Source organism: Alphaproteobacteria bacterium US3C007 (genome assembly GCA_034423775.1).
Taxonomy (GTDB): Bacteria; Pseudomonadota; Alphaproteobacteria; order Rhodobacterales; family Rhodobacteraceae; genus Thalassovivens; species Thalassovivens spotae.
Genome location: CP139918.1, coordinates 3576630 through 3596130, shown reverse-complemented (window position 1 = coordinate 3596130; position 19501 = coordinate 3576630). Strand labels below are relative to the sequence as shown.

At 51.6% G+C, this 19501-nt stretch carries 18 protein-coding genes; 13 read left to right on the top strand and 5 right to left on the bottom strand.

The window, feature by feature from the left end; translation table 11 throughout:
* Positions 1 to 137 precede the first annotated feature (137 nt).
* The 8 genes from murB (at position 138) to recN (ending at position 9698) form a co-directional block, all read left to right on the top strand.
* The gene (murB, locus tag UM181_17170; protein ID WQC63005.1) at positions 138 to 1064 is read left to right on the top strand and encodes a UDP-N-acetylmuramate dehydrogenase; all 927 of its coding nucleotides are present in this window, start codon (positions 138 to 140) and stop codon (positions 1062 to 1064) included.
* Positions 1065 to 1122: 58 nt separating this feature from the next.
* Positions 1123 to 2037 (top strand): D-alanine--D-alanine ligase, encoded by a 915-nt coding sequence (locus tag UM181_17165; GenBank protein WQC63004.1) that lies wholly within the window; start codon positions 1123 to 1125, stop codon positions 2035 to 2037.
* Complete coding sequence (locus UM181_17160; protein WQC63003.1) at positions 2025 to 2903, top strand: cell division protein FtsQ/DivIB; 879 nt, start codon at positions 2025 to 2027, stop codon at positions 2901 to 2903. The genes UM181_17165 and UM181_17160 overlap by 13 nt, the downstream gene beginning before the upstream one ends.
* 2 nt (positions 2904 to 2905) lie before the next feature.
* Complete coding sequence (ftsA, locus tag UM181_17155; protein ID WQC63002.1) at positions 2906 to 4240, top strand: cell division protein FtsA; 1335 nt, start codon at positions 2906 to 2908, stop codon at positions 4238 to 4240.
* Between the two features lie 165 nt (positions 4241 to 4405).
* Complete coding sequence (gene ftsZ, locus UM181_17150; GenBank protein ID WQC64792.1) at positions 4406 to 5974, top strand: cell division protein FtsZ; 1569 nt, start codon at positions 4406 to 4408, stop codon at positions 5972 to 5974.
* Positions 5975 to 6159: 185 nt separating this feature from the next.
* Entirely contained in the window at positions 6160 to 7080 is a 921-nt protein-coding gene (gene lpxC, locus UM181_17145; GenBank protein ID WQC63001.1) for a UDP-3-O-acyl-N-acetylglucosamine deacetylase, read from the top strand.
* 98 nt (positions 7081 to 7178) lie between these two features.
* Entirely contained in the window at positions 7179 to 8024 is an 846-nt protein-coding gene (locus UM181_17140) for an outer membrane protein assembly factor BamD (GenBank protein ID WQC63000.1), read from the top strand.
* A gap of 21 nt (positions 8025 to 8045) precedes the next feature.
* Entirely contained in the window at positions 8046 to 9698 is a 1653-nt protein-coding gene (gene recN / locus UM181_17135) for a DNA repair protein RecN (protein WQC62999.1), read from the top strand.
* A 21-nt stretch (positions 9699 to 9719) separates the two neighbouring features.
* On the opposite strand, the gene UM181_17130 is transcribed toward recN, so the two are convergent.
* The 4 genes from UM181_17130 to UM181_17115 all read right to left on the bottom strand — a co-directional run bounded on the left by UM181_17130 (position 9720) and on the right by UM181_17115 (position 15512).
* Positions 9720 to 11093: an FAD-linked oxidase C-terminal domain-containing protein gene (locus UM181_17130; protein ID WQC62998.1), complete on the bottom strand. Its 1374-nt coding sequence runs from the start codon at positions 11091 to 11093 to the stop codon at positions 9720 to 9722.
* Positions 11094 to 11216: 123 nt separating this feature from the next.
* Positions 11217 to 12371 carry a hypothetical protein gene (locus tag UM181_17125; protein ID WQC62997.1) on the bottom strand — a complete coding sequence of 385 codons (1155 nt, stop codon included), beginning with the start codon at positions 12369 to 12371 and terminating at the stop codon, positions 11217 to 11219.
* The gene (locus UM181_17120) at positions 12368 to 13153 is read right to left on the bottom strand and encodes an outer membrane lipoprotein-sorting protein (protein ID WQC62996.1); all 786 of its coding nucleotides are present in this window, start codon (positions 13151 to 13153) and stop codon (positions 12368 to 12370) included. The genes UM181_17125 and UM181_17120 overlap by 4 nt, the downstream gene beginning before the upstream one ends.
* A 10-nt stretch (positions 13154 to 13163) precedes the next feature.
* Entirely contained in the window at positions 13164 to 15512 is a 2349-nt protein-coding gene (locus tag UM181_17115; GenBank protein WQC62995.1) for an MMPL family transporter, read from the bottom strand.
* A 185-nt stretch (positions 15513 to 15697) separates the two neighbouring features.
* Here UM181_17115 and UM181_17110 point away from each other — a divergent pair, with 185 nt between their 5' ends.
* The 4 genes from UM181_17110 (at position 15698) to UM181_17095 (ending at position 18110) form a co-directional block, all read left to right on the top strand.
* Positions 15698 to 16042 (top strand): helix-turn-helix domain-containing protein, encoded by a 345-nt coding sequence (locus tag UM181_17110; GenBank protein WQC62994.1) that lies wholly within the window; start codon positions 15698 to 15700, stop codon positions 16040 to 16042.
* Between the two features lie 91 nt (positions 16043 to 16133).
* Positions 16134 to 16805 carry a nitroreductase family protein gene (locus UM181_17105; protein ID WQC62993.1) on the top strand — a complete coding sequence of 224 codons (672 nt, stop codon included), beginning with the start codon at positions 16134 to 16136 and terminating at the stop codon, positions 16803 to 16805.
* Positions 16806 to 17082: 277 nt separating this feature from the next.
* On the top strand, positions 17083 to 17295 hold the full coding sequence (locus tag UM181_17100) for a hypothetical protein (GenBank protein ID WQC62992.1): 213 nt from the start codon (positions 17083 to 17085) through the stop codon (positions 17293 to 17295).
* 176 nt (positions 17296 to 17471) lie between these two features.
* Positions 17472 to 18110 carry a class I SAM-dependent methyltransferase gene (locus tag UM181_17095; GenBank protein ID WQC62991.1) on the top strand — a complete coding sequence of 213 codons (639 nt, stop codon included), beginning with the start codon at positions 17472 to 17474 and terminating at the stop codon, positions 18108 to 18110.
* Positions 18111 to 18312: 202 nt separating this feature from the next.
* Here the strand turns inward: UM181_17095 and UM181_17090 are convergent, their stop codons facing one another.
* On the bottom strand, positions 18313 to 18615 hold the full coding sequence (locus UM181_17090) for a hypothetical protein (GenBank protein WQC62990.1): 303 nt from the start codon (positions 18613 to 18615) through the stop codon (positions 18313 to 18315).
* A gap of 313 nt (positions 18616 to 18928) precedes the next feature.
* Between UM181_17090 and UM181_17085 the strand changes: the two genes are divergently transcribed.
* Positions 18929 to 19420 (top strand): CoA-binding protein, encoded by a 492-nt coding sequence (locus UM181_17085; GenBank protein ID WQC62989.1) that lies wholly within the window; start codon positions 18929 to 18931, stop codon positions 19418 to 19420.
* Positions 19421 to 19501 lie beyond the last annotated feature (81 nt).

The following is a 19501-nucleotide window of genomic DNA, read 5'->3' as shown; positions in this document are numbered from 1 at the left end:
CGTTTGCGTTCATCTTAGAAGGCGCGCGGCGCCCAATAAGCGCGTTTGAGCTTGACCTTTATTGCTTTGCCGCTGCAGAACAAACCATCCATGCGCGGATATCACGGATGATGCGAAGAAATTGCAAGGAGCCTGCAATGGTGAATATGCCCGCCCCCAAAGGCCAGTTGACGGCCAATCGTCCTTTGGCCGATTTAACTTGGATGCGCGTTGGTGGCCCCGCCGATTACTTTTTTCTTCCAGAAAGCAAAGAAGATTTATCGCATTTTATCAAAGATTTATGCAGCCATATTGATGTTTTTCCGATGGGGGTTGGAAGCAATGTGATTGTGCGTGATGGTGGGGTGCGCGCTGTTGTCATACGGTTGGGGCGCGCGTTTAATCACATTGAAATTTCGGGCAATCAAATCAGGGTTGGCGCGGCCGTTCTGGATGCGCATCTTGCCAAACAGGCGGCACAAGCTGGGCTAGATCTGACGTTCTTGCGCACCATACCCGGTGCGGTTGGCGGCGCTGTGAAAATGAATGCGGGCTGTTATGGCACCTATGTGGCCGATGTTTTGGAAACCGTTGAGGTGGTGTTGCGCTCTGGTGCGTCCAAAACCTTACCCGCTAAAGATCTTAATTTGCGGTATCGCGCTAGCGATCTTCCCGCGGGTTGCGTTATTACGGCCGCCACGTTTCGCGCCAAGGCAGGTCATCCAAAGGATTTGGCCGCGCGCATGCAAGATCAGCTGCTCAGGCGGGATCAATCGCAACCGACAAAGCTGCGCAGCGCGGGCAGCACGTTTCGCAATCCGGCCGGGTTCTCCAGCACGGGGCAGCCTGATGATGATCACAGCTTAAAGGCATGGAAAGTGATTGATGAGGCGGGCTTGCGCGGCGCGCGCATCGGCGGCGCGCAAATCAGCCCGCAGCACGCAAATTTTATGATCAATACCGGAGATGCCAGTGCCAAAGATTTAGAAGATTTGGGCGAAATGGTGCGAAAAAAGGTTTTCCAATCCAGCGGAATACAGCTAGAGTGGGAGATTATGCGGGTTGGTGATCATCAACCGGAATGACGCCTGAAAACAGGCGCGAACAAATCGGCTCACAGGGCCGGGTAAAGGCGAAGCGGGTATGTCGAGCAGGGCAACCCAAAAAGTGGCAATGTTAATGGGGGGGCTTTCCGCCGAGCGCGAAGTCTCTCTTGTCAGCGGGCGCGAATGCGCTGCCGCTTTGCGGGGCGAAGGATTTGAGGTAATTGAGCTGGACGCTGGCGCAGATCTTGCCCAGCGGCTTGAGGATCTGCGCCCCGATGTTGCGTTCAATGCGCTGCATGGTCGCTGGGGTGAGGATGGCGCGGTTCAAGGCCTTCTTGAATGGTTGAAAATCCCCTACACGCATTCGGGTGTTTTGGCCTCTGCTTTGGGAATGGATAAGCAGCGCTCAAAAAAAGCGTTTGTTGAGGCGGGGCTGCCCGTGGTCGACAGTAAAATCGTAGCAAAATCAGATGCCGCCAGCCAGTTTTTGCTGCCCGCTCCTTACGTGATCAAGCCCAATAATGAAGGCTCGTCTGTTGGGATATATTTCGTTCAAGACGGGGCTAACGTTTTGCCGGATCTTGGCGATGACTTGCCCGATCTAGTTATGATAGAGCGGTTCGTGCCGGGGCGTGAATTAACCACCACCGTGCTAGATGATCAAGCCTTGGCTGTCACGGATATTATCACCGAAAAATGGTATGATTATGCCGCCAAATATCATCCGGGGGGGTCCCGCCATGTGGTGCCAGCGGATGTGCCGGCTGAGATCACTGCTGCCTGTTTGGAGTATGCGCTTCGCGCGCATCAAGCGTTGGGGTGCCGCGGTTTGAGCCGAACCGATTTTCGCTGGGATGAAACGAAAGGGCTAGAAGGGTTGATCTTGCTCGAAACAAATACGCAACCGGGCATGACCCCCACCTCGCTAAGCCCCGAACAAGCTGCCAGCGTTGGCATTGGCTTTGGGGCGCTGTGTCGGCGTATCGTGGAGGATGCTGGATGCGATCGCTGATTGGCAGGCCGAAGCGGCAAGAGGATCCTGCACCCTCGCGGCTGGCCTATCGTCTGCACAGGATTATGCTGCGGCCGGTCTTAAGATTTGCAGTGATTTACGGGCTGCCCGTCGGTCTAATGCTGGCCGCGCTTGGGGTTTATTTTGGCGATCAGCAGCGCCGGGATGCGGTGCGTTTGATTTACAATCAGGCGGCTACGCTGTTTGTCGAGCGACCCGAATTCATGATTGATTTAATGTCGATCAGCGGCGCCAGCGATGATGTGGCGCAAGATATTCGCGAGGTTTTGAATATTGATTTTCCGATCAGTTCTTTTGATTTGGACTCTGCGCAGATGCGCGAAACGATCTTGGGCCTCGATCCTGTAAAAGAAGCACGGGTGAATGTACACTGGGGCGAGATGGTCCAGATCGAGATAGAAGAGCGGCGTCCGGCTATTATTTGGCGCCGCCGCGAGGCGCTTGAATTGCTGGATGAAACTGGCGCCTATGTTCGCACTGCGTCTTCGCGGCTGGATTACCCGCAGCTGAATTTGATCGCGGGCGCCGGGGCGGATCAACATGTGGCCCAAGCCTTGGCACTTTACGCTGCGGCGCGCCCCTTAGCCGAGCGGTTGCGGGGTATGGTTTACGTGGGGCAGAGACGCTGGGATGTTGCCTTGGATCGCGATCAACGCTTGATGTTGCCCGAACGCGATCCTGTGCAAGCCTTAGAGCGCATCATTGGCTTGGATCAGGCGCAAGATCTTTTGGCCCGCGATATTGAAGTGGTGGATATGCGCCTTGAAAGCCGAATGACCTTGCGCCTTGGAGAAGAGGCGCTTTTGGGATCTCAGGACGTGATACAGATGAAGACTGGAGACTAAAGATGGCAGGGCTGTATGAATCTCAACGTGCTATGCGGGCGATGCGCAAAGCAGCATTGCAGCGTGGAGTGATCGCTGTTTTGGATATGGGCACTGCGAAAATTGGATGTTTTATCCTGCGCTTTGAAGGCAGCGGGGCCTCTGAGGGCTTTGATGGGGTCGGCTCGTTGGCGGGGCAATCCGAGTTTCGCGTGGTGGGCGCGGCAACCACCCAGTCTCGCGGTGTGGAATTTGGCGAGATTATATCGATGCCGCAAGCCGAGCGCGCCATTCGCACTGTTTTACAATCCGCGCAGAAAATGGCGCGGTTGCATGTGGATCACGTGATTGCCTGCTTTTCAGGCGGCGCCCCGCGGTCTTATGGCGTGACGGGCGAGGTCAACGTGGAAAGTCAAATCGTTCAAGATCAAGATGTGGCCCGCGTTTTAGCAGCGTGTGATATCCCTGAATTTGGAGAGGGGCGCGAGGTTTTGCACGCGCAGCCGGTGAATTTCGTTTTGGATCAACGCAGCGGCCTGTCAGATCCGCGCGATCAAATTGGCAACGTGTTGGGCGCGGATATGCATATGCTGACCGTTTCTGAAAAAGCCATTCATGATTTGGCCTATTGCGTGAAGCGCTGCGACCTTGAATTGGCGGGCGTCGCTTCTTCTGCTTATGTGTCTGGGGTTTCGTCTTTGGTCGAAGATGAGCAAGAGCTTGGCGGGGCCTGTATTGATATCGGCGGCGGGACGTCAAGCGTATCGATTTTTATGAAAAAGCACATGATTTACGCCGATACGGTCAGGCTAGGCGGTGACCATATTACGCGGGATATCTCGATGGGCTTGCAAGTTCCTATGGCGCTGGCAGAGCGGATTAAAACCATGCATGGAGGGCTGATTGCCACCGGTATGGATGACCGGGATATGATCGAAATGGGCGGCGATACCGGCGATTGGGAACGGGATCGACGGATGGTCAGCCGCGCCGAGTTGATCGGTATTATACGGCCAAGAATGGAAGAAATTTTTGAAGATATAAGAGCCTGCTTGGATGCTGCCGGGTTTGATCATCTGCCCGCGCAGCAAATCGTGCTGACGGGCGGTGGCAGCCAGATCCCGGGTATAGATGATTTAGCCAGCCGGTTGTTGGGCCAACAAGTGCGCTTGGGCAGACCGTTGCGCATCCACGGATTGCCGCCAGCATACGCGGGCGCCAATTGCGCCGGTTTGGTCGGATTAAGTCTTTTTGCCGCCCATCCGCAAGATGAATGGTGGGATTTTGAGATGACAACCGCGCGCTATCCGACTCGCTCTTTGAAACGAGCAATGCGCTGGTTTAAAGATAATTGGTAGAGCTTAGCGGAAGGCTGGCGCCTAGATCGGGTGTTATGGGCACAAAATCGCCCATATTTAGCGGGTAGATCGTAATTTTGCGTGACCTTTTGAATTTATTTAGCTACCATTCACGTAATAATTAAAAATGTTCCCAAAATGGGACAAATCACAGGCGGATTAACCATGACATTGAAACTTTCAGTGCCCCAATATGATGAACTAAAACCCAGAATTACCGTTTTTGGCGTTGGTGGCGCTGGCGGTAATGCGGTGAATAACATGATCAGCAAAGAGCTGGATGGCGTTGAATTTGTCGTTGCGAACACCGATGCACAGGCGCTGCAGCAAAGCCAATCAAGCACGCGTATCCAGTTGGGTGTGAAAGTGACCGAGGGTTTGGGCGCGGGCGCACGGGCGTCGGTTGGATCTGCCGCTGCCGAAGAAAGCATCGAACAAATCGTCGATAATTTGGCGGGATCGCATATGTGTTTTATCACGGCCGGAATGGGGGGCGGAACGGGCACGGGCGCGGCACCGATCATCGCGCAAGCCGCGCGCGAACTTGGGGTGCTTACAGTTGGGGTTGTTACCAAGCCGTTTCAGTTCGAAGGTGCCAAGCGGATGCGTCAGGCTGAAGAGGGCGTCGAGGCACTGCAAAAGATGGTTGATACGCTGATCATCATCCCGAACCAGAATTTATTCCGTCTGGCGAATGAAAAAACCACCTTTACAGATGCGTTCAGCATGGCGGATGACGTCTTGTATCAGGGCGTCAAAGGCGTCACCGATCTGATGGTGCGCCCCGGCTTGATCAATTTGGACTTTGCCGATGTCCGCGCCGTAATGGATGAAATGGGCAAGGCGATGATGGGCACAGGCGAAGCGGAGGGCGAAGACCGCGCTATTCAGGCGGCTGAAAAAGCAATTGCCAATCCACTGCTCGATGAAATCAGTCTGAACGGCGCACGCGGCGTTTTGATCAACATCACCGGTGGCCAAGATTTAACCTTGTTTGAGTTGGATGAGGCGGCCAATCGGGTGCGCGAGGAAGTGGATGCGGATGCCAATATCATCGTCGGTTCAACGTTGGACACGGAGATGGCGGGTAAAATGCGGGTTTCAGTCGTTGCCACTGGCATTGACGTGAGCGAAAGCAGCAATGAAATTCCCCAACCACGCCGGAGAATGGCTGAGCCCTTGGTCGCTGCTGAGCAGGCTGCCGAGCTTACTTTGGCGCAAGAGCGCGAGCCAGAGCTGACGGTGCCTGCTGCGCCCGAGGCGGATTTATTCGCGGATGCCGGAAGCGCACATGATGTGGATGAGGCGCTTGCGCCGCATGACGAGAGATTGGGGGGACAGGATGACAGCCTGCCGCCTCCTGCCTATCAAGGGCAACCGGCCGCGCCGCTTCAATTGGGCGAAGATACGGCGGTGCGCGTCTCTGCGGCCGGTGTGCCAACCGATGAAGCGATGGCGCGCCTTCGGGCTGCGGTGAAAACCACCCCCGCCTCGGCGCAACCTCAAAGTCAGGTTGAAGAAGAACCTGCGGCTTCCGAGCGTCCGCGGTTTGGAATTGGATCTCTTATCAACCGCATGTCGGGTGCAGAAAGTGATCGTTCGAGCGTGGCCACAGCCCCTGCAGCGCCGCAAGAAACACCCGTTTCGCGCGCTCCAACAGCAGAAGCGGCAGAGCCGCCTTTAGAACAAGAGCGGATCGAAGTGCCCGCCTTTTTGCGCCGTCAGGCGAACTAAATCCATCGATATGTCAAGCATTGCATCCCCTCTTTTGATGGGGATGCGCTCGCGCAATAAATAATTGGGCAAATTCGTGCTGGTTTTGAGCGACCATGTTTCAGTGCGTAACAAAGTTTGAATTGTGATTGTTGGCCCATTTAAGGTAGAAGCGTTGCAAATCATAAAAGAGTTTTGGGGTTAAATTGCAAACCACTGTTTCTAAGGTTCTGGTCTTTCGCGGCATTGGGTTGCATTCCGGTGAGGAGGTCGAGCTTAAACTTTGCCCGGCCCCCGCGAATTTCGGCCTCTGTTTTTTCCGCAGCGATGTAGAAATTGGGGATTGCGCTATTCCGGCCCGCTGGGACAGGGTTGAGCAATCTCCATTATGCACAAAGCTGGTGAATGAAGCGGGTATATCTGTTTCAACCGTAGAGCATCTGCTCTCGGCGCTGGCGGGCTGCGGTGTGCATAACGCACGGATTGAAATTAACGGCCCTGAAGTGCCCATTCTTGATGGCAGCGCGGTTCCGTTTGTGCGCCAGATATTGGCAGACCCGCTGACGCAATTGGATCAGCCTGTCGAGGCGATCCGGATTTTGAAAGACATTGAATTTAAAACCGATCAGGGTTGGGCGCGTTTGGTTCCCAGTGATGTTCCCAAGATGAGCTTTCATATCGATTTTAAAGACGCTGCGATCGGCGTGCAAAGCAAATCGATTAATATGTCAAACGGTTCTTTTGTGCGCGAGTTATGCGACAGCCGTACCTTTTGCCGCAGCGTGGATGTTGAGACGATGCGCGCGAATGGGTTGGCGCGGGGCGGCAGTTTGGAAAATGCCGTGGTGGTTGACGGCGCAAAAGTGCTAAGCCCCGGTGGTTTACGGCACGCCGATGAAGCCGTGCGGCATAAAATGCTTGATGCTTTGGGTGATTTAACCTTAAGCGGTGCTCCGATCATTGGGCATTATATCGGGCATCGTGCCGGGCATGCGATCACCAATAACCTCTTATGCGTTTTGTTCGCCACGCCTGGAAGTTTTGAACGCGTGTCTTGCAGCGATGATGTGTTGCAAATATTGCCCGGTATCGGGGCTTGTTTAGAAGAATATCGCGCAGCGTCTTAAAGATCGCTCTTTTTGATCCCCTTGTTTTTATGTTACAACAACGCCATGAGGCCAAGTAGGATGCGGCTTTGTGATTTGTACAAAAGGGATGTTCGCGAATGAAGGCATATGGGTTTCGCCACGGGATCGCCGCAGCGCTGTTGGGCGTTTTTTTATTGGCCGGATGTGAGGATGCTTTTAAAAGCCAAGAGCCTGAAAATCTTGAAAATTTCAGCCCTGAAGAGATTTTTAAGAAGGCTGAAATAGAGCTGAACAAGAAACGCTATGATCAAGGCGCGCAATATTTCAGTGAAATAGAGCGGCTCTATCCCTATTCTGAATGGGCCAAACGCGGCTTGATCATGCAAGCATTCGTTTATCATCAAGGCAAGAAATATGATGAAAGCCGCGCCGCAGCCCAGCGATATGTCGATTTTTTCCCAGCAGATGAAGATGCCGCTTATGCGCAATATCTTTTGGCGTTAAGCTATTACGATCAAATTTCGGATATTGGCCGCGATCAGGGGCTGACATTGCAGGCGCTTGAAGCGTTCCGCGTTGTGATTGAGCAATATCCCGAAAGCGATTATGCTGAACCCTCAAAATTGAAATTTGATCTGGCGTTTAGCCATTTGGCCGCCAAGGAAATGGAAGTTGGGCGCTATTATTTGAAATCTGGGCATTATGGCGCGGCGGTGAATAGGTTTAGAGTGGTCGTTGAAGATTTTCAAACCACATCGCAAACCCCCGAGGCTTTGCATCGATTGGTGGAGGCCTATCTCTCGCTTGGTTTGGTGGATGAGGCCCAATCTGCGGCGGCGATTTTAGGGCATAATTATCAGTCAAGCGAATGGTATCGCGCCAGTTTCGCGCTGCTTAAATCGAAGGGCTATTCTCCAAAAGTATCGGGTACGGGATGGCTGAGCAAAGTCTACCGACAAGTTGTAAAAGGCGAATGGCTGTGATGAAGCAGACGGGCTAAGGCGATGCTCAAAGGATTAGATATTCGCGATATTTTGATTATTGATCATCTTGAGCTTTCGTTGAGGGCTGGCTTGAACGTGCTGACTGGAGAAACCGGGGCGGGAAAGTCTATTTTGCTTGATAGTTTGGGCTTCGTACTTGGCTGGCGCGGACCATCTGATTTGGTGCGCCAAGGGGCCGAGCAAGGCGAAGTAAGCGCGTGGTTTGATTTGCCCGATGACCACCCGGTTTTGGATTTACTCGAGCAGCATGGATTGCCTGTTTCGCAAGAGTTGATATTGCGGCGTATCAACGGGCGAGAGGGGCGTAAAACTGCCTGGATCAATGACCGCCGGGTGTCAGGTGAATTGCTGCGCAAACTGTCCGAGCATTTGGTTGAACTACATGGCCAGCATGATGATCGGGGCTTGTTAAACGCCAAAGGGCACCGCAATTTATTAGACGAATATGGCCAATATGGCGCTTTGAAAACGGCGGTCGCCAAAGCTTGGGGCGAAAAAGAGCGCGCTCGCAAAGCGGTTGAACTGGAAAGCGAAGCGGTCACAGAGTTGCGCCGCGAAGAAGAGTTTCTGCGCCATGCGGTGGCTGAATTAAGCGCGCTGGATCCAAAACCTGGCGAGGCGGATGCGTTGGATGCGAAGCGGCGGTTGATGCAGGCCTCGACGCGGGTGCGCGCAGATGTGTCTAAAGCCCATCACGCACTGGGGCGCGAGGGCGCCGAAGCTTTGCTGGATGATGCCCAGCGCTGGCTGCAAGAGGCTGCTGCACAGTTAAACGATGAATTAGACGCGCCGCTCGACAGTTTGTCGCGCGTGATGAATGACTTGCAAGATACGCTGAATGAGGTTGAAGCCTGTTTAGACGCAATCGGGTTTAACCCACATGAGCTTGAAACGCTTGAAGAGCGCTTGTTTGCGATGCGCGGCTTGGCGCGTAAGCATGATGTCCATGCCGATGCATTGGCTGACTTAGCCGGCGATTTAGAAGCGCGTTTGCTGCGTTTGGACGCCGGCGCAGACAATTTGAACGCCCTGCGGGCAGCGCAAGCCGAAGCTGAAAACGTCTATGCTGCGCAGGCAGCAGAGTTGCAGCTTGCGCGCAGCGCTGCCGCCGAAAAGCTGGATCAAGCGATGGCCTTAGAATTGGCACCGCTGAAAATGGAGCGGGCAGTGTTTGAAACCAGACTGACCGCGGCCGCCGCAGGCCCTGAGGGGATTGATCAAATCGATTTTTGCGTGGCCACCAATCCAGGCGCGCCGGCGGGGCCTTTGGGGAAAATTGCCTCTGGTGGTGAATTAAGCCGATTTTTATTGGCGCTGAAAGTGTGCCTCAATGCGGGTAATTCGCACGCAACTTTGATTTTTGATGAGATTGACCGCGGGGTCGGGGGGGCCACTGCCGATGCGGTGGGCCGACGTTTGGCAGAGCTGGCGCAATCCGGGCAAGTGCTGGTGGTCACGCATTCTGCACAGGTTGCCGCATTAGGTGATGCACAATTCCAAGTCAGCAAACATCAAACAGATAGCCATACTGTCTCGCGGATCAAACAGCTTGATCGCGAAGAGCGCGTGGATGAGATTGCGCGTATGATTTCAGGAACGCAGGTTACGGATGCCGCGCGTGTGGCGGCTCAGACTCTGATCGCAGGGCGTTGATCTGTACTGCGATCCGGCGCCTTAATTCTGCCTTAACAATTTACCTGGATTTAAGATGTTCAAGGGATCCATTTGGCGTTTCAAGCCGCGCATAACCTCCCAGGCTAGACCATGCTCTTGCTCCATAAATTTCAGCTTGCCCATGCCAATCCCATGCTCGCCGGTACAGGTGCCGCCCAAGGCCAGTGCGCGTTCGGCCATACGGTCGGAAATCTGCATTGCAGCTCTGTATTCGGATGCATTGTCAGGATCGATCAGCAGAATCGCGTGGAAATTTCCATCCCCCATATGCCCTAAAATAGGCCCGCTGATCGCGCTTCGGGCAATATCTGCATGGGTTTCTTCTACCGCGTGCGCCAGAGCAGAGATTGGCACACAAATATCAGTTACGATTGCACGCGCGCCAGGGCGGCTTGCAAGAACGGCGTAATAGCCATTATGGCGCATCGTCCAAAGCGCGGTTCTTTCTTCGGGCAGCGCGGACCATTGGAACCCGGCACCGCCATATTCTTGACAGATATCACAAAATAATTCGGCATTTTCAGCAACGCTGGCATCGCTGCCATGCAGCTCAAACAACAGATGTGGTTGAATGCGCATTTCAGCGCCAGCATATTCGTTAAAGGCTTGAGCGGTTGCGCCATCAACGAATTCTATACGCGCCATGGGCAAGCCCATTTGTATTGTTGCGATCACGGCCTTTACCGCTTGCTGCATGCTGTCAAAAGCTACGATGCCGGCGCTTATGGCTTCTGGCTGTGGATGCAGCTGCAAGGTAAGCTTTGTGATCAGCCCCAGCGTGCCTTCGGATCCCACCAAAAGCGACGTGAGATCGTAGCCGGCAGAAGATTTACGCGCCCGGTTGCCCGTCTGTATCACTTGGCCATCCGCAAGAACAACTTCTAATGCTTTTACATTTTCCCGCATGCCACCATAGCGCACCGTGGTTGTACCGCTGGCGCGCGTTGCGGCCATGCCGCCCAATGAGGCATTGGCCCCTGGGTCAACGGGGAAGAACAGCCCGCTGGCCCGCAATTCGATATTCAGCGCTTCGCGGGTGAGCCCGGGCTGCACAAGAACATCCATATCTTCAGCATTAAGTTGTAATAGTTTGTTCATCCGCGAAAAATCGACGCTGATCCCACCACGTGGAGCCGAGGTATGCCCCTCGAGCGATGTGCCGGTGCCCCATCCAATCACGGGGCATTCAAATTGCGAACAAATCTTGAGCAGGTTTTGAACCTCTTGCGTGGTTTCCACATAGGCCACAGCGTCCGGCGGCATGAGATCAAAATAACTTTCTGAGCGGCCATGAAGGTTGCGATCCGACTTTGATGTGCTAAGGCGGCCGGGCAAAAGCTGCGACAGGGCTTCTAGGGTTTTGGCATGGCGCATAGCGCTGCCTCCTTACTGGGTTCGCCTTAGCTTAGCCCAAAGTTCCATTCTCCGAAAAGACTGCCAGCGATCAAAGTTAACAAAATTTCAGAACGCTGTGGTTCAGCCCCATAGCCTGCGGTTTTAGAAAAACATATTTATGGTGAGGGAAATCACATCATCATCGGCAATGCCCGAGAAAGCCAAACCGCTTTTTTTGGCGTCATAGAATTGGCTGCGCAGTTCCAAACTGGACCAATCGTTCAGCCGCCGCGATGCTTCAAAAGCAATCAAAGATTGCTCTTGCTTTTGGTCCTGTGACATCAATGCCAAGAAGCTTGTATCTTTGGCATCATTCAAAACAAGGCGTAAGCCTGCACTGTAAAAGCGTTCGGCCGCTGCTTGTGGACGGGTGTCATATTGGCCCTCAGCGATAAGTCCAAGATCCCAGACCTGCCCGAAGGCGCCATAAAGCGTATATTCCAAACCGGCAACCGCGGCGTCGAAGCCTGCCCCCGATTGTGTTCCATGCAGGCTTTCCCATTTCAAAAGCGTTGGATCGCCGGTAAATTGCGCTTCAAACCCGATTGTTTCCTGCAACATGTAGGTCGCGTTCAGCGCGCTACTGTCTTGGGTTGGTGTTATAAGTGGCTCGCGGGCTGTGCCTTGGAAACCGCTAACTGCAAAATCCCAATCGCCCGAAAAGGTAGAAAACCGCGCCGCAATATCATCTGCCTCTTTGCCTTCAGAGCGTTCATAGAGGCTTGTGGTAACATTTAAGCCACTGCTTGGATGGCCGTTGCCGTCGTTGAATGTGCGCTCACGAAAACGCGAAATATACCATAATTGCAGATCACCGAAATCGAAATAGCCATCAAGCGACAGCGATGGGGCGCCTAATTTTGCCTCGCTCCCCTGATTTGCAGCCGCGTCGCTTTGGTTGATAACATCAACAACGTTTCTGCTTTCTGCTTTGCCCCAAAAGGTTTGGCGCTGCCCGATATAAAGATCAAAATTGCTAAAGGACCGGCGCAGATAGGCTTGGCGCGCCTCAACCAATCTACGACCCTTATCATCGGCATCTGCGCGCGCGATCAATTCAAGCTCTGCGCGATAGGCGTCAAAATCATGATACGCGTCGAGCTTTAATTCAACCGATTTACCATATTCAATCGTTCCTTCAGCATGGCTTGGGAAATAGCTGACTTGGGGGGATATGGTCAGGTTGACTTCACCCGAGACGGCGGGCCCACAGGTCAGTAATATGGCTGTGGGCCAAGATAAACTAAGCGGCTTCATTTGATACGTTTAAGCGCGTTTTTCTGAAAATCTTTTTCGGTCATGCCGGTTTGAAAGGCCCAGTCCGAAAATTGTAATTGGGTTTTCTTGCCCGTCTGATGATTTTCCATACTCAGGGTATCTGCCCGCCAATATTTTCCGAGAAACTTATTATAATCTGCGTAGGAGAGTGTTTTTAATAGGCTGTTTTTCCGATCGTAAAATTCGATCTTTTGCAGCCGGTATTCTTTTTTATCGATCCATACCAATTGGCGGGAATAGCCGCTTTTCCGGTCAACCGGATCATATTCCACCAAAAAGCAATCGAGCCCATTTACCTTTTCATCGCGCAGATAATTATAGGTGTATTTCTCGATTTCTTGGCTCGAAATATCCTCATAGGCAAATTCGCTGCCCATGAAAGGCCCAGCTTTGTTCGATGAGGCAATGCGTTTCACCCGCTTTAACGCAGGCAAAAACAGCCATTGATCATCCGAGCCTGCCTTTTTTGTATGTGATAAAAAGGCGGTTCCGCGCACGTCCCCGGGCGAGTCAAATATAACCAGCGATAAATCGCCCTCGCTGGACCCTTCTAAAGTTCGGTTTCTGATCGCGCGTTGGGTGGATTGGCCATGTTGGTCAGATAGAACCATAACCATTGTAGAGGTTGAATCTTTGAAACCCGTGTCACGTTTGTCAAGTTCTGTGGCAATCTCCAATCCCTTTTCAGGAGAGGCGGCCGCGGTTGAGGGAAGGCTAAGGCCTGTTAGGCCTGCAATCAAAATCAGGGGTAAAAATTTCATCTCTTTCTCCTTAAGATGTTGGCTGCATTGCCGGTGTTTCTGGGCCATCATGGGCTGCGTGCTCTGCAGCTTCTGAAGGTGTGTCTTTATCTAAAGCAATCAACAGCGCCGGCAGCAAAGTCAAGTCTGCGATCAGCGCCATGATCAACGCGATGGCGGTGAGACTGGCCATATAGCTGTTTAAACCAAAGCTGGATTGCGCCAGAATAAAAAAGCCCGCCGCTAAAATGATGGTCGTAACCAAAAGCGCGGTTCCAACCCCCGTAAACGCAAAGATAACCGCGTCTTTAGGTGAAAGCTTTTCATCGCGCCGCGCAATTTGATATTTGCTTAAAAAATGCACGCTATCATCGACCACAACGCCCAAAGCCATTCCCGCAACCACGGCAACAGCCATGTTGACCTGCCCGACAAGTAAGCCCCAAAGGCCGAATGCAAGGCCCGCTGGCAAGAGATTTGGCACGAGGCTGATGACGCCGAGGCGCACGTTTTTAAGCGCAATCAAAATCACACCGCTGATCAGCAATACCGCAAAGAAAGTACCCGATAGCATGCTTTTGATATTGCGCTCGGCGATATAGGCAAACATCACCGTGGGACCGACCGCATAGGTGTTGATGCCCAGATCATTGGCGAGGAAATCTTCAGCGCGTTGCAACCAGGCCCTGACTTCATTCGTGGTCATATCTTCAATTGTAATCACAATCTGCGTTGACGATTTATTGATGTCCAATTGGTTGTTCAAATCCAGCCCATAGGGCAGGGACAGTTCATATAGCAGCAAATATTGCGCTGCCAATTCGCGGCTTTCGGGTATTTTGTAAAAAGCCGGATCGCCGCCGTTTAGATCACGGTTCAAACGTTTGAACGTGTCAGAGATCGATTGCACGTGGGTAACGGGTTCTTCATTCATCGCCCAATCGGTAAAGGCTGCGATTTTCTTGATGAAATCGGGCGAGCTGATCCCGTTTGGTTCACCGGAACTTAGATCAAACTGAATTTGATTGATGCCAGTTAAATTCTGTCCAATCCATTCCGAATCTTCTCGGAACTGGATTGATTCATCGAAATATTTCAAGAAGTCATCATTGATTTCATTCAAAGGGATCAAGGCTAATAATCCAAGTGACGCCGCGATGCTGAGCGTCATCACGGTTTTATAGCGAGCGGCAATGAATACGCCCAATTTGCCCATAACACCGTCGAGCTTCTCGATCGTGGCTTTGGGCTTTAATGTAACAAAACTGATCAAAATTGGCAGCAAGGTGACCGCGTAGATCCAAGCGGCAATCACGCCAACCGCTGTGATATTTCCCAAATCGTGGAAGGGGGGCGAGTCTGAAAAGTTAAGAGACAGGAACCCTAAAGCAGTGGTTACACTGGTCAGGAAAATGGGTTTTCCGTTTACTTTCAAACTGTAGATGATGCTATCGCGTTGGTTATGGCCGGCGCGCATTCGGTTCATTAATGTAACCAAAAAGTGGATCGAATCTGCCACCGCCAAGGTGGTGATGATGGTCGGCGCGCTTGCTGAGGGCGGCGTTAATCCAACCCCCATCCAGCCACCAATACCCATCGCAACCAGAATACTTGGGACGATGATCACCAAAACCATTGCCGTGGCATAGAGCGAGCGGAGCAATATGTAAGACACCGCTAGAATGACCAAATACATCGCCGGGATCAGCGAGGCCATATCATTCATCGAGGCTTCTAGAAACGCATTATTGAAGAAAATAATGCCCCCGGTACGGATTTTAACATCATGCTTTGCTTCGATTTCGGCAACTATTTCACGCGCAACAACGGCAACTTCTGCCACTTCATCGGCGTTTTTGCCGGGCAATTGGATCGTAACGTTTACGGATGTGCTGCGATGCTGTGCATCGTGAATTTTACCCGCCAGCGTTGGCTCGGTTGAGCTGATTTGATCAACGAGTTTCTGTTCATCAGCGCTCATATTCGCGGCGTCAAAATACAAATCTCTCACGATCAGATCATCGCCCTCGACTTCGGTGTGCTGATAGTTCGAAAGGCTGTCAACGCGAATGGAATAGGGAATTTGCCATGACATATCCGTCAGATCTTCAATGGCGGCCAACACTTTGGGAGAGTTCGCTTTCCCCGATTGAGGATCAATCGCGAATTGAACGTTGTCAATTTTTGTATAGGTGCGTTGGAGTTTTTCAAAGGCTTCCAATTGGGGATTGGTTTCACCAAAAAAACTGCGGTAATCATTGTCAAAATACAGGTTTTTCGCCCCAAAAGTGCCAGCAAGCGTGAGGGTCAACAAGGCAACCAGAACGATAAGCCGATTGTTTAGGAGGAACTCTCCATAGGATGTTTTTTGGGGTGCCATTTTGAATATACCTTTGAAATCGCAAGCAAGATCACTGCAGGGTTTAATGTCATATCTATTGATGCAAGCATTATCTAAACCACTTGCAAAATGCAAGCTATCTGATTATAAAGCGACCTGCAATGCTTTTAATCTCATTGTCATACAATTTTACGAAAACGTAAGTTTTCAAGCGTGTTAAGGCCATGAAGCGAAAAAACTGTTGTCCAATTGCACAAGCATTAGGCGTTTTAGGGGATAAATGGTCCTTAATCGTGTTGCGGGATGTAATCTTTGGCAAAAAGCGGCATTTTAATGACCTGCTCGCCTCTCCAGAAAAAATTTCGACCAATATATTGTCAAATCGGTTGAAAACCCTGCAACAGGAAAGCCTGCTCTGTTGTTCTGTGGATTTAGAGAATAGACGGTCAAAAATTTATACACCTACAGAAAAAGCTCAAGATTTAGTGCCGGTTCTGGTCGAATTGTATAAATGGGGCGAAAAATACAATGATAGGGCCGATACGGCAGAAAATCCGCTGCAGGAATAGCCTTTTTAAGCGTTCTGGCTGGGCTTTTGGCTTGGCAAAGACTGATATCGCGGCAACACTGATGCGGTGAAATTGCAAAAAAGATGACATTATGACCTACCGCCCAATCCCGCTTCCAGACCGAAGCCTTTTGACGGCGCAAGAAGCCGAAGAGGTGTCGGCTACATATTTAGCGCAGATGCGCCGGCGGCATTCTGTACGGCATTTTGACACCGCCCCTATCTCAGACGTTTTACTGTCTAACGCGATTTCTGTTGCCGCATCTGCGCCCTCTGGTGCCAATCAACAACCTTGGCATTTCGTGATTGTCAAAAACCCGGCCATGAAAATGAAAATCCGCTTGGCCGCCGAAGCAGAAGAACAAAAATTCTATGCCGGAATGGCAGGAGATGCTTGGATTTCTGCCTTAGAACCGATTGGCACGCATTCTGTAAAAGCTCATTTATCCGAGGCCCCTGCGCTGATTGTTGTGTTCGCGCAGCGCTATGGGCTAACCGAAGATGGCGCGCGTTTTAAGCATTATTATGTGACTGAGAGCGTTGGTATCGCAATTGGGTTTTTAATTTCAGCGCTGCACCAAAGTGGGTTGGTTTGTTTGGAGCATACTCCTAATCCAATGGCTTTTTTAAATCAGCTCTGTAATCGCCCGGCGAATGAAAAACCAATGATGATCTTACCGGTCGGCTATGCTGCAAAAAACGCTGAAATCCCTGCTGCCGCCAAGGTTAAAAAGCCCCTTGGTGAGGTGTTATCAGTTTTTTAAAATCGCAAACGCGAAATTTTACGTTAGGGCATTTTTAGCAGTGGCCAGTGTGCTCGGGCGCAGCGCCCCTTATGCTGACATTTGATTTTATTATCACGGATGGATGCTGTTTTAGGTGTTAGTCAATAAGTGCTGTCTTCGTACAGCCAGCGCAGCTTGTGCCGATTGTCTTCAAGCCTTGCGCTTAAAGGCCCCTTTTTACCAGCGCCGCTTCCTTAAACAAATTGCCAAATGCGCCGTATTCATTTGTGAAGCGATCAGCGAGCGGAGGGTTAGAATGCAGGTTACTCATCCATCTTCCACCTTTCAATGGGCGGCTTATCAAGCCGCTATTGCACGACCAGCACCGCTTAAAACGCGCCGCATTTCAAAACAAAGCCGCGATGCGCAGAAAAAAACACCCGCTCGGATGGGAAATACGGATTGCCAACGCTCGGGCAAAGATTTTTCGATATCCTTAAATCAAAAGCTAACCAGCGAAGCCTTCTAAGTTTTATAAAGCCAGATTGGGTGGCATGGCGCTGGAAAATTAGGGCTAATTGCTACTGCATCCTTATGCTAAGTTTGAGACTTAAGCGCGTGATTTCGCTGGGTGAAGCTGGATTTTTGGTGGCTGGCATTCGGCGCTTTGGCTGATATGCTGGCACTGGAGAAAGCACCCGGCGTATGAACTCAACCTTTGAAAACACACTCAGTCAGATCTATTGGAAGCGTTTTCAACAATTTGGGTCCACGCCACAAGGCAGCTTTTGGGCGACAGAGGCGCGGCAAGCCCTTCGGTTTGAAATCATTCTGTGCGAAATTGACAAGCTGTCGGGGGCAGAGGGGTTTAGCTTGGCGGATATTGGCTGCGGCTATGGCGCCTTGGTTGATCATCTTCTCAAACGGCCTGCTAGCTTTGTTACATCGTATATTGGCTATGATATTTCAGATCAATTGATTACGGCCTGTAAGCGCAGATTTGAACAAAGGTGGGCGAGCTTCATATGCAGCCCCGCGCCGCGTCAAGAACAAGACTTCTCCGTCATGTCCGGACCTTTTAATTTGGCCGCTACCCGCGATGTCGTGCTCTGGCAAAACTATGTGTTCGATGCTTTACAGGCCTGTTGGTCGCACACCCGGGTGGCAATGATTTTCAATCTTCAAGTGGCCCCGAGCGCGCGAATTTCGCCGCAGAGCCATATTTATTATGCAAATTCAGATCAGGTTTTAGAGCATTGCGTGGCGCGGTTTGGCCCGACGAAAAGGCTTGTTCACCCTGATCTGCCGCAGGATGCAACTTTCGTGGTTTTAAAGCCGCTCTGATCCGAAATCTACCGCGAGTGCTTTGGGGCTGCGCGGCCATGATGCAGAGCAAATACCTGTCTTTTATACAGCGCTACGCAAATATTTACTGGCCGGTTTGCTTTTTGTTTTCGGGGCTGGGTTGGCTAAACCGTGAAGAGATCAGCCGCAGGGTTTGTCTGATCACATTTTGCGGTAGGTTGCTGGAGACACCGCAGGGGGGTTAGGCTTGACTGTGCTGGGCAAGGATTGCCCCCGAATAGGCGCGGCAAACATTTTCTTCATCGTATCGCAGGCAGAGATGTTCAATCAATTCGATCATATTATGCGGCCCATTCACGTAATCCATAAACGCATCCAACGAGGCCCATTGATTTACAATAACCAACTCGTCGTCTCGGGTGTGGACAATGCTATAGACGTCTAAACCGGCGACGCCGTCCTTGCGACTTTCTGTGATCAGCGCTGCAATTTCATCTATGGCGTCTTCTTTGGGTGTCACCGCGACGATACTCATCATTTTCATTTTATTGGTCCTTTGGGCTTTGTTCTGGGGTTGAATAAAGGCCTAATTTTTCCAGAAAAGACAATCAAGTTAAATTTCACGCTGGTGTGATTTGGGTCTATGAAGAATTATCGAGGGCTAGTGCTTTGCGCAAGCTGCGCAGTGTTTGCGCGGTAAGATAGAGCCTGCCAGGTTTATTGCGTTACCCTTGGCCTTGGTGATGAGGCCGGTTTTTGGTTGCAATTGCATGCAAACTGGAAGATGCAACATTCATTACCCTATGCTGCATCTGCCCTGTTAGATGCTGGAAGCACGGCCACTGAGTGAGAGCATCATGAACAGCAAACACGCCTATTCTGATTCATTTCTGCGCAAGATTTTGGCGCGCAACAAGGTCATCGTTTCGGTAGGCGTCAGTCTTAACGCCATTCGCCCTAGCTATTTCGTGGCCCGTTATTTAAGCCGGCGTGGTTACACGATTATCCCGGTCAATCCTGGATATGAGGGCGAGCTGCTGTTTGGGCAACGGGTGTATGCGCGCATGGATCAAATTGAGCAACCGATCGATATGGTACAGGTTTTTCGAAAATCGGATGCGGTGCCTGCCATTTATGAAGATGCGTTGACCTGCTGGCCCGCGTTCAAAACCATTTGGATGCAAATTGGCGTGAAACATGAAGCAACTGCTTGCAAAGCGCAGGCAAGCGGCATTGACGTGGTTCAGGATCTCTGCCCAAAAATGGAGCACCAAAGGTTAAGCGGCGAATTGGGCAAATATGGCGTGAATACAGGGCTGGTGCGCGCGCGCTTGGCGGATGTGATCTAAGCCTCAAAAGAACGGATGAGCGTCGTTTAGAAAGCGATGGCACGGTTAGAATGAGAAAACCGGGTTGCGCCTATTGCAGTG

Coding starts and splice junctions, on each gene's coding strand:
- murB (WQC63005.1), top strand. CDS start 138: ATGGTGAATATGCCCGCCCCCAAAGGCCAGTTGACGGCCAATCGTCCT.
- UM181_17165 (WQC63004.1), top strand. CDS start 1,123: ATGTCGAGCAGGGCAACCCAAAAAGTGGCAATGTTAATGGGGGGGCTT.
- UM181_17160 (WQC63003.1), top strand. CDS start 2,025: ATGCGATCGCTGATTGGCAGGCCGAAGCGGCAAGAGGATCCTGCACCC.
- ftsA (WQC63002.1), top strand. CDS start 2,906: ATGGCAGGGCTGTATGAATCTCAACGTGCTATGCGGGCGATGCGCAAA.
- ftsZ (WQC64792.1), top strand. CDS start 4,406: ATGACATTGAAACTTTCAGTGCCCCAATATGATGAACTAAAACCCAGA.
- UM181_17140 (WQC63000.1), top strand. CDS start 7,179: ATGAAGGCATATGGGTTTCGCCACGGGATCGCCGCAGCGCTGTTGGGC.
- recN (WQC62999.1), top strand. CDS start 8,046: ATGCTCAAAGGATTAGATATTCGCGATATTTTGATTATTGATCATCTT.
- UM181_17130 (WQC62998.1), bottom strand. CDS start 11,093: ATGCGCCATGCCAAAACCCTAGAAGCCCTGTCGCAGCTTTTGCCCGGC.
- UM181_17125 (WQC62997.1), bottom strand. CDS start 12,371: ATGAAGCCGCTTAGTTTATCTTGGCCCACAGCCATATTACTGACCTGT.
- UM181_17120 (WQC62996.1), bottom strand. CDS start 13,153: ATGAAATTTTTACCCCTGATTTTGATTGCAGGCCTAACAGGCCTTAGC.
- UM181_17115 (WQC62995.1), bottom strand. CDS start 15,512: ATGGCACCCCAAAAAACATCCTATGGAGAGTTCCTCCTAAACAATCGG.
- UM181_17110 (WQC62994.1), top strand. CDS start 15,698: ATGAAGCGAAAAAACTGTTGTCCAATTGCACAAGCATTAGGCGTTTTA.
- UM181_17105 (WQC62993.1), top strand. CDS start 16,134: ATGACCTACCGCCCAATCCCGCTTCCAGACCGAAGCCTTTTGACGGCG.
- UM181_17100 (WQC62992.1), top strand. CDS start 17,083: ATGCAGGTTACTCATCCATCTTCCACCTTTCAATGGGCGGCTTATCAA.
- UM181_17095 (WQC62991.1), top strand. CDS start 17,472: ATGAACTCAACCTTTGAAAACACACTCAGTCAGATCTATTGGAAGCGT.
- UM181_17090 (WQC62990.1), bottom strand. CDS start 18,615: ATGAAAATGATGAGTATCGTCGCGGTGACACCCAAAGAAGACGCCATA.
- UM181_17085 (WQC62989.1), top strand. CDS start 18,929: ATGAACAGCAAACACGCCTATTCTGATTCATTTCTGCGCAAGATTTTG.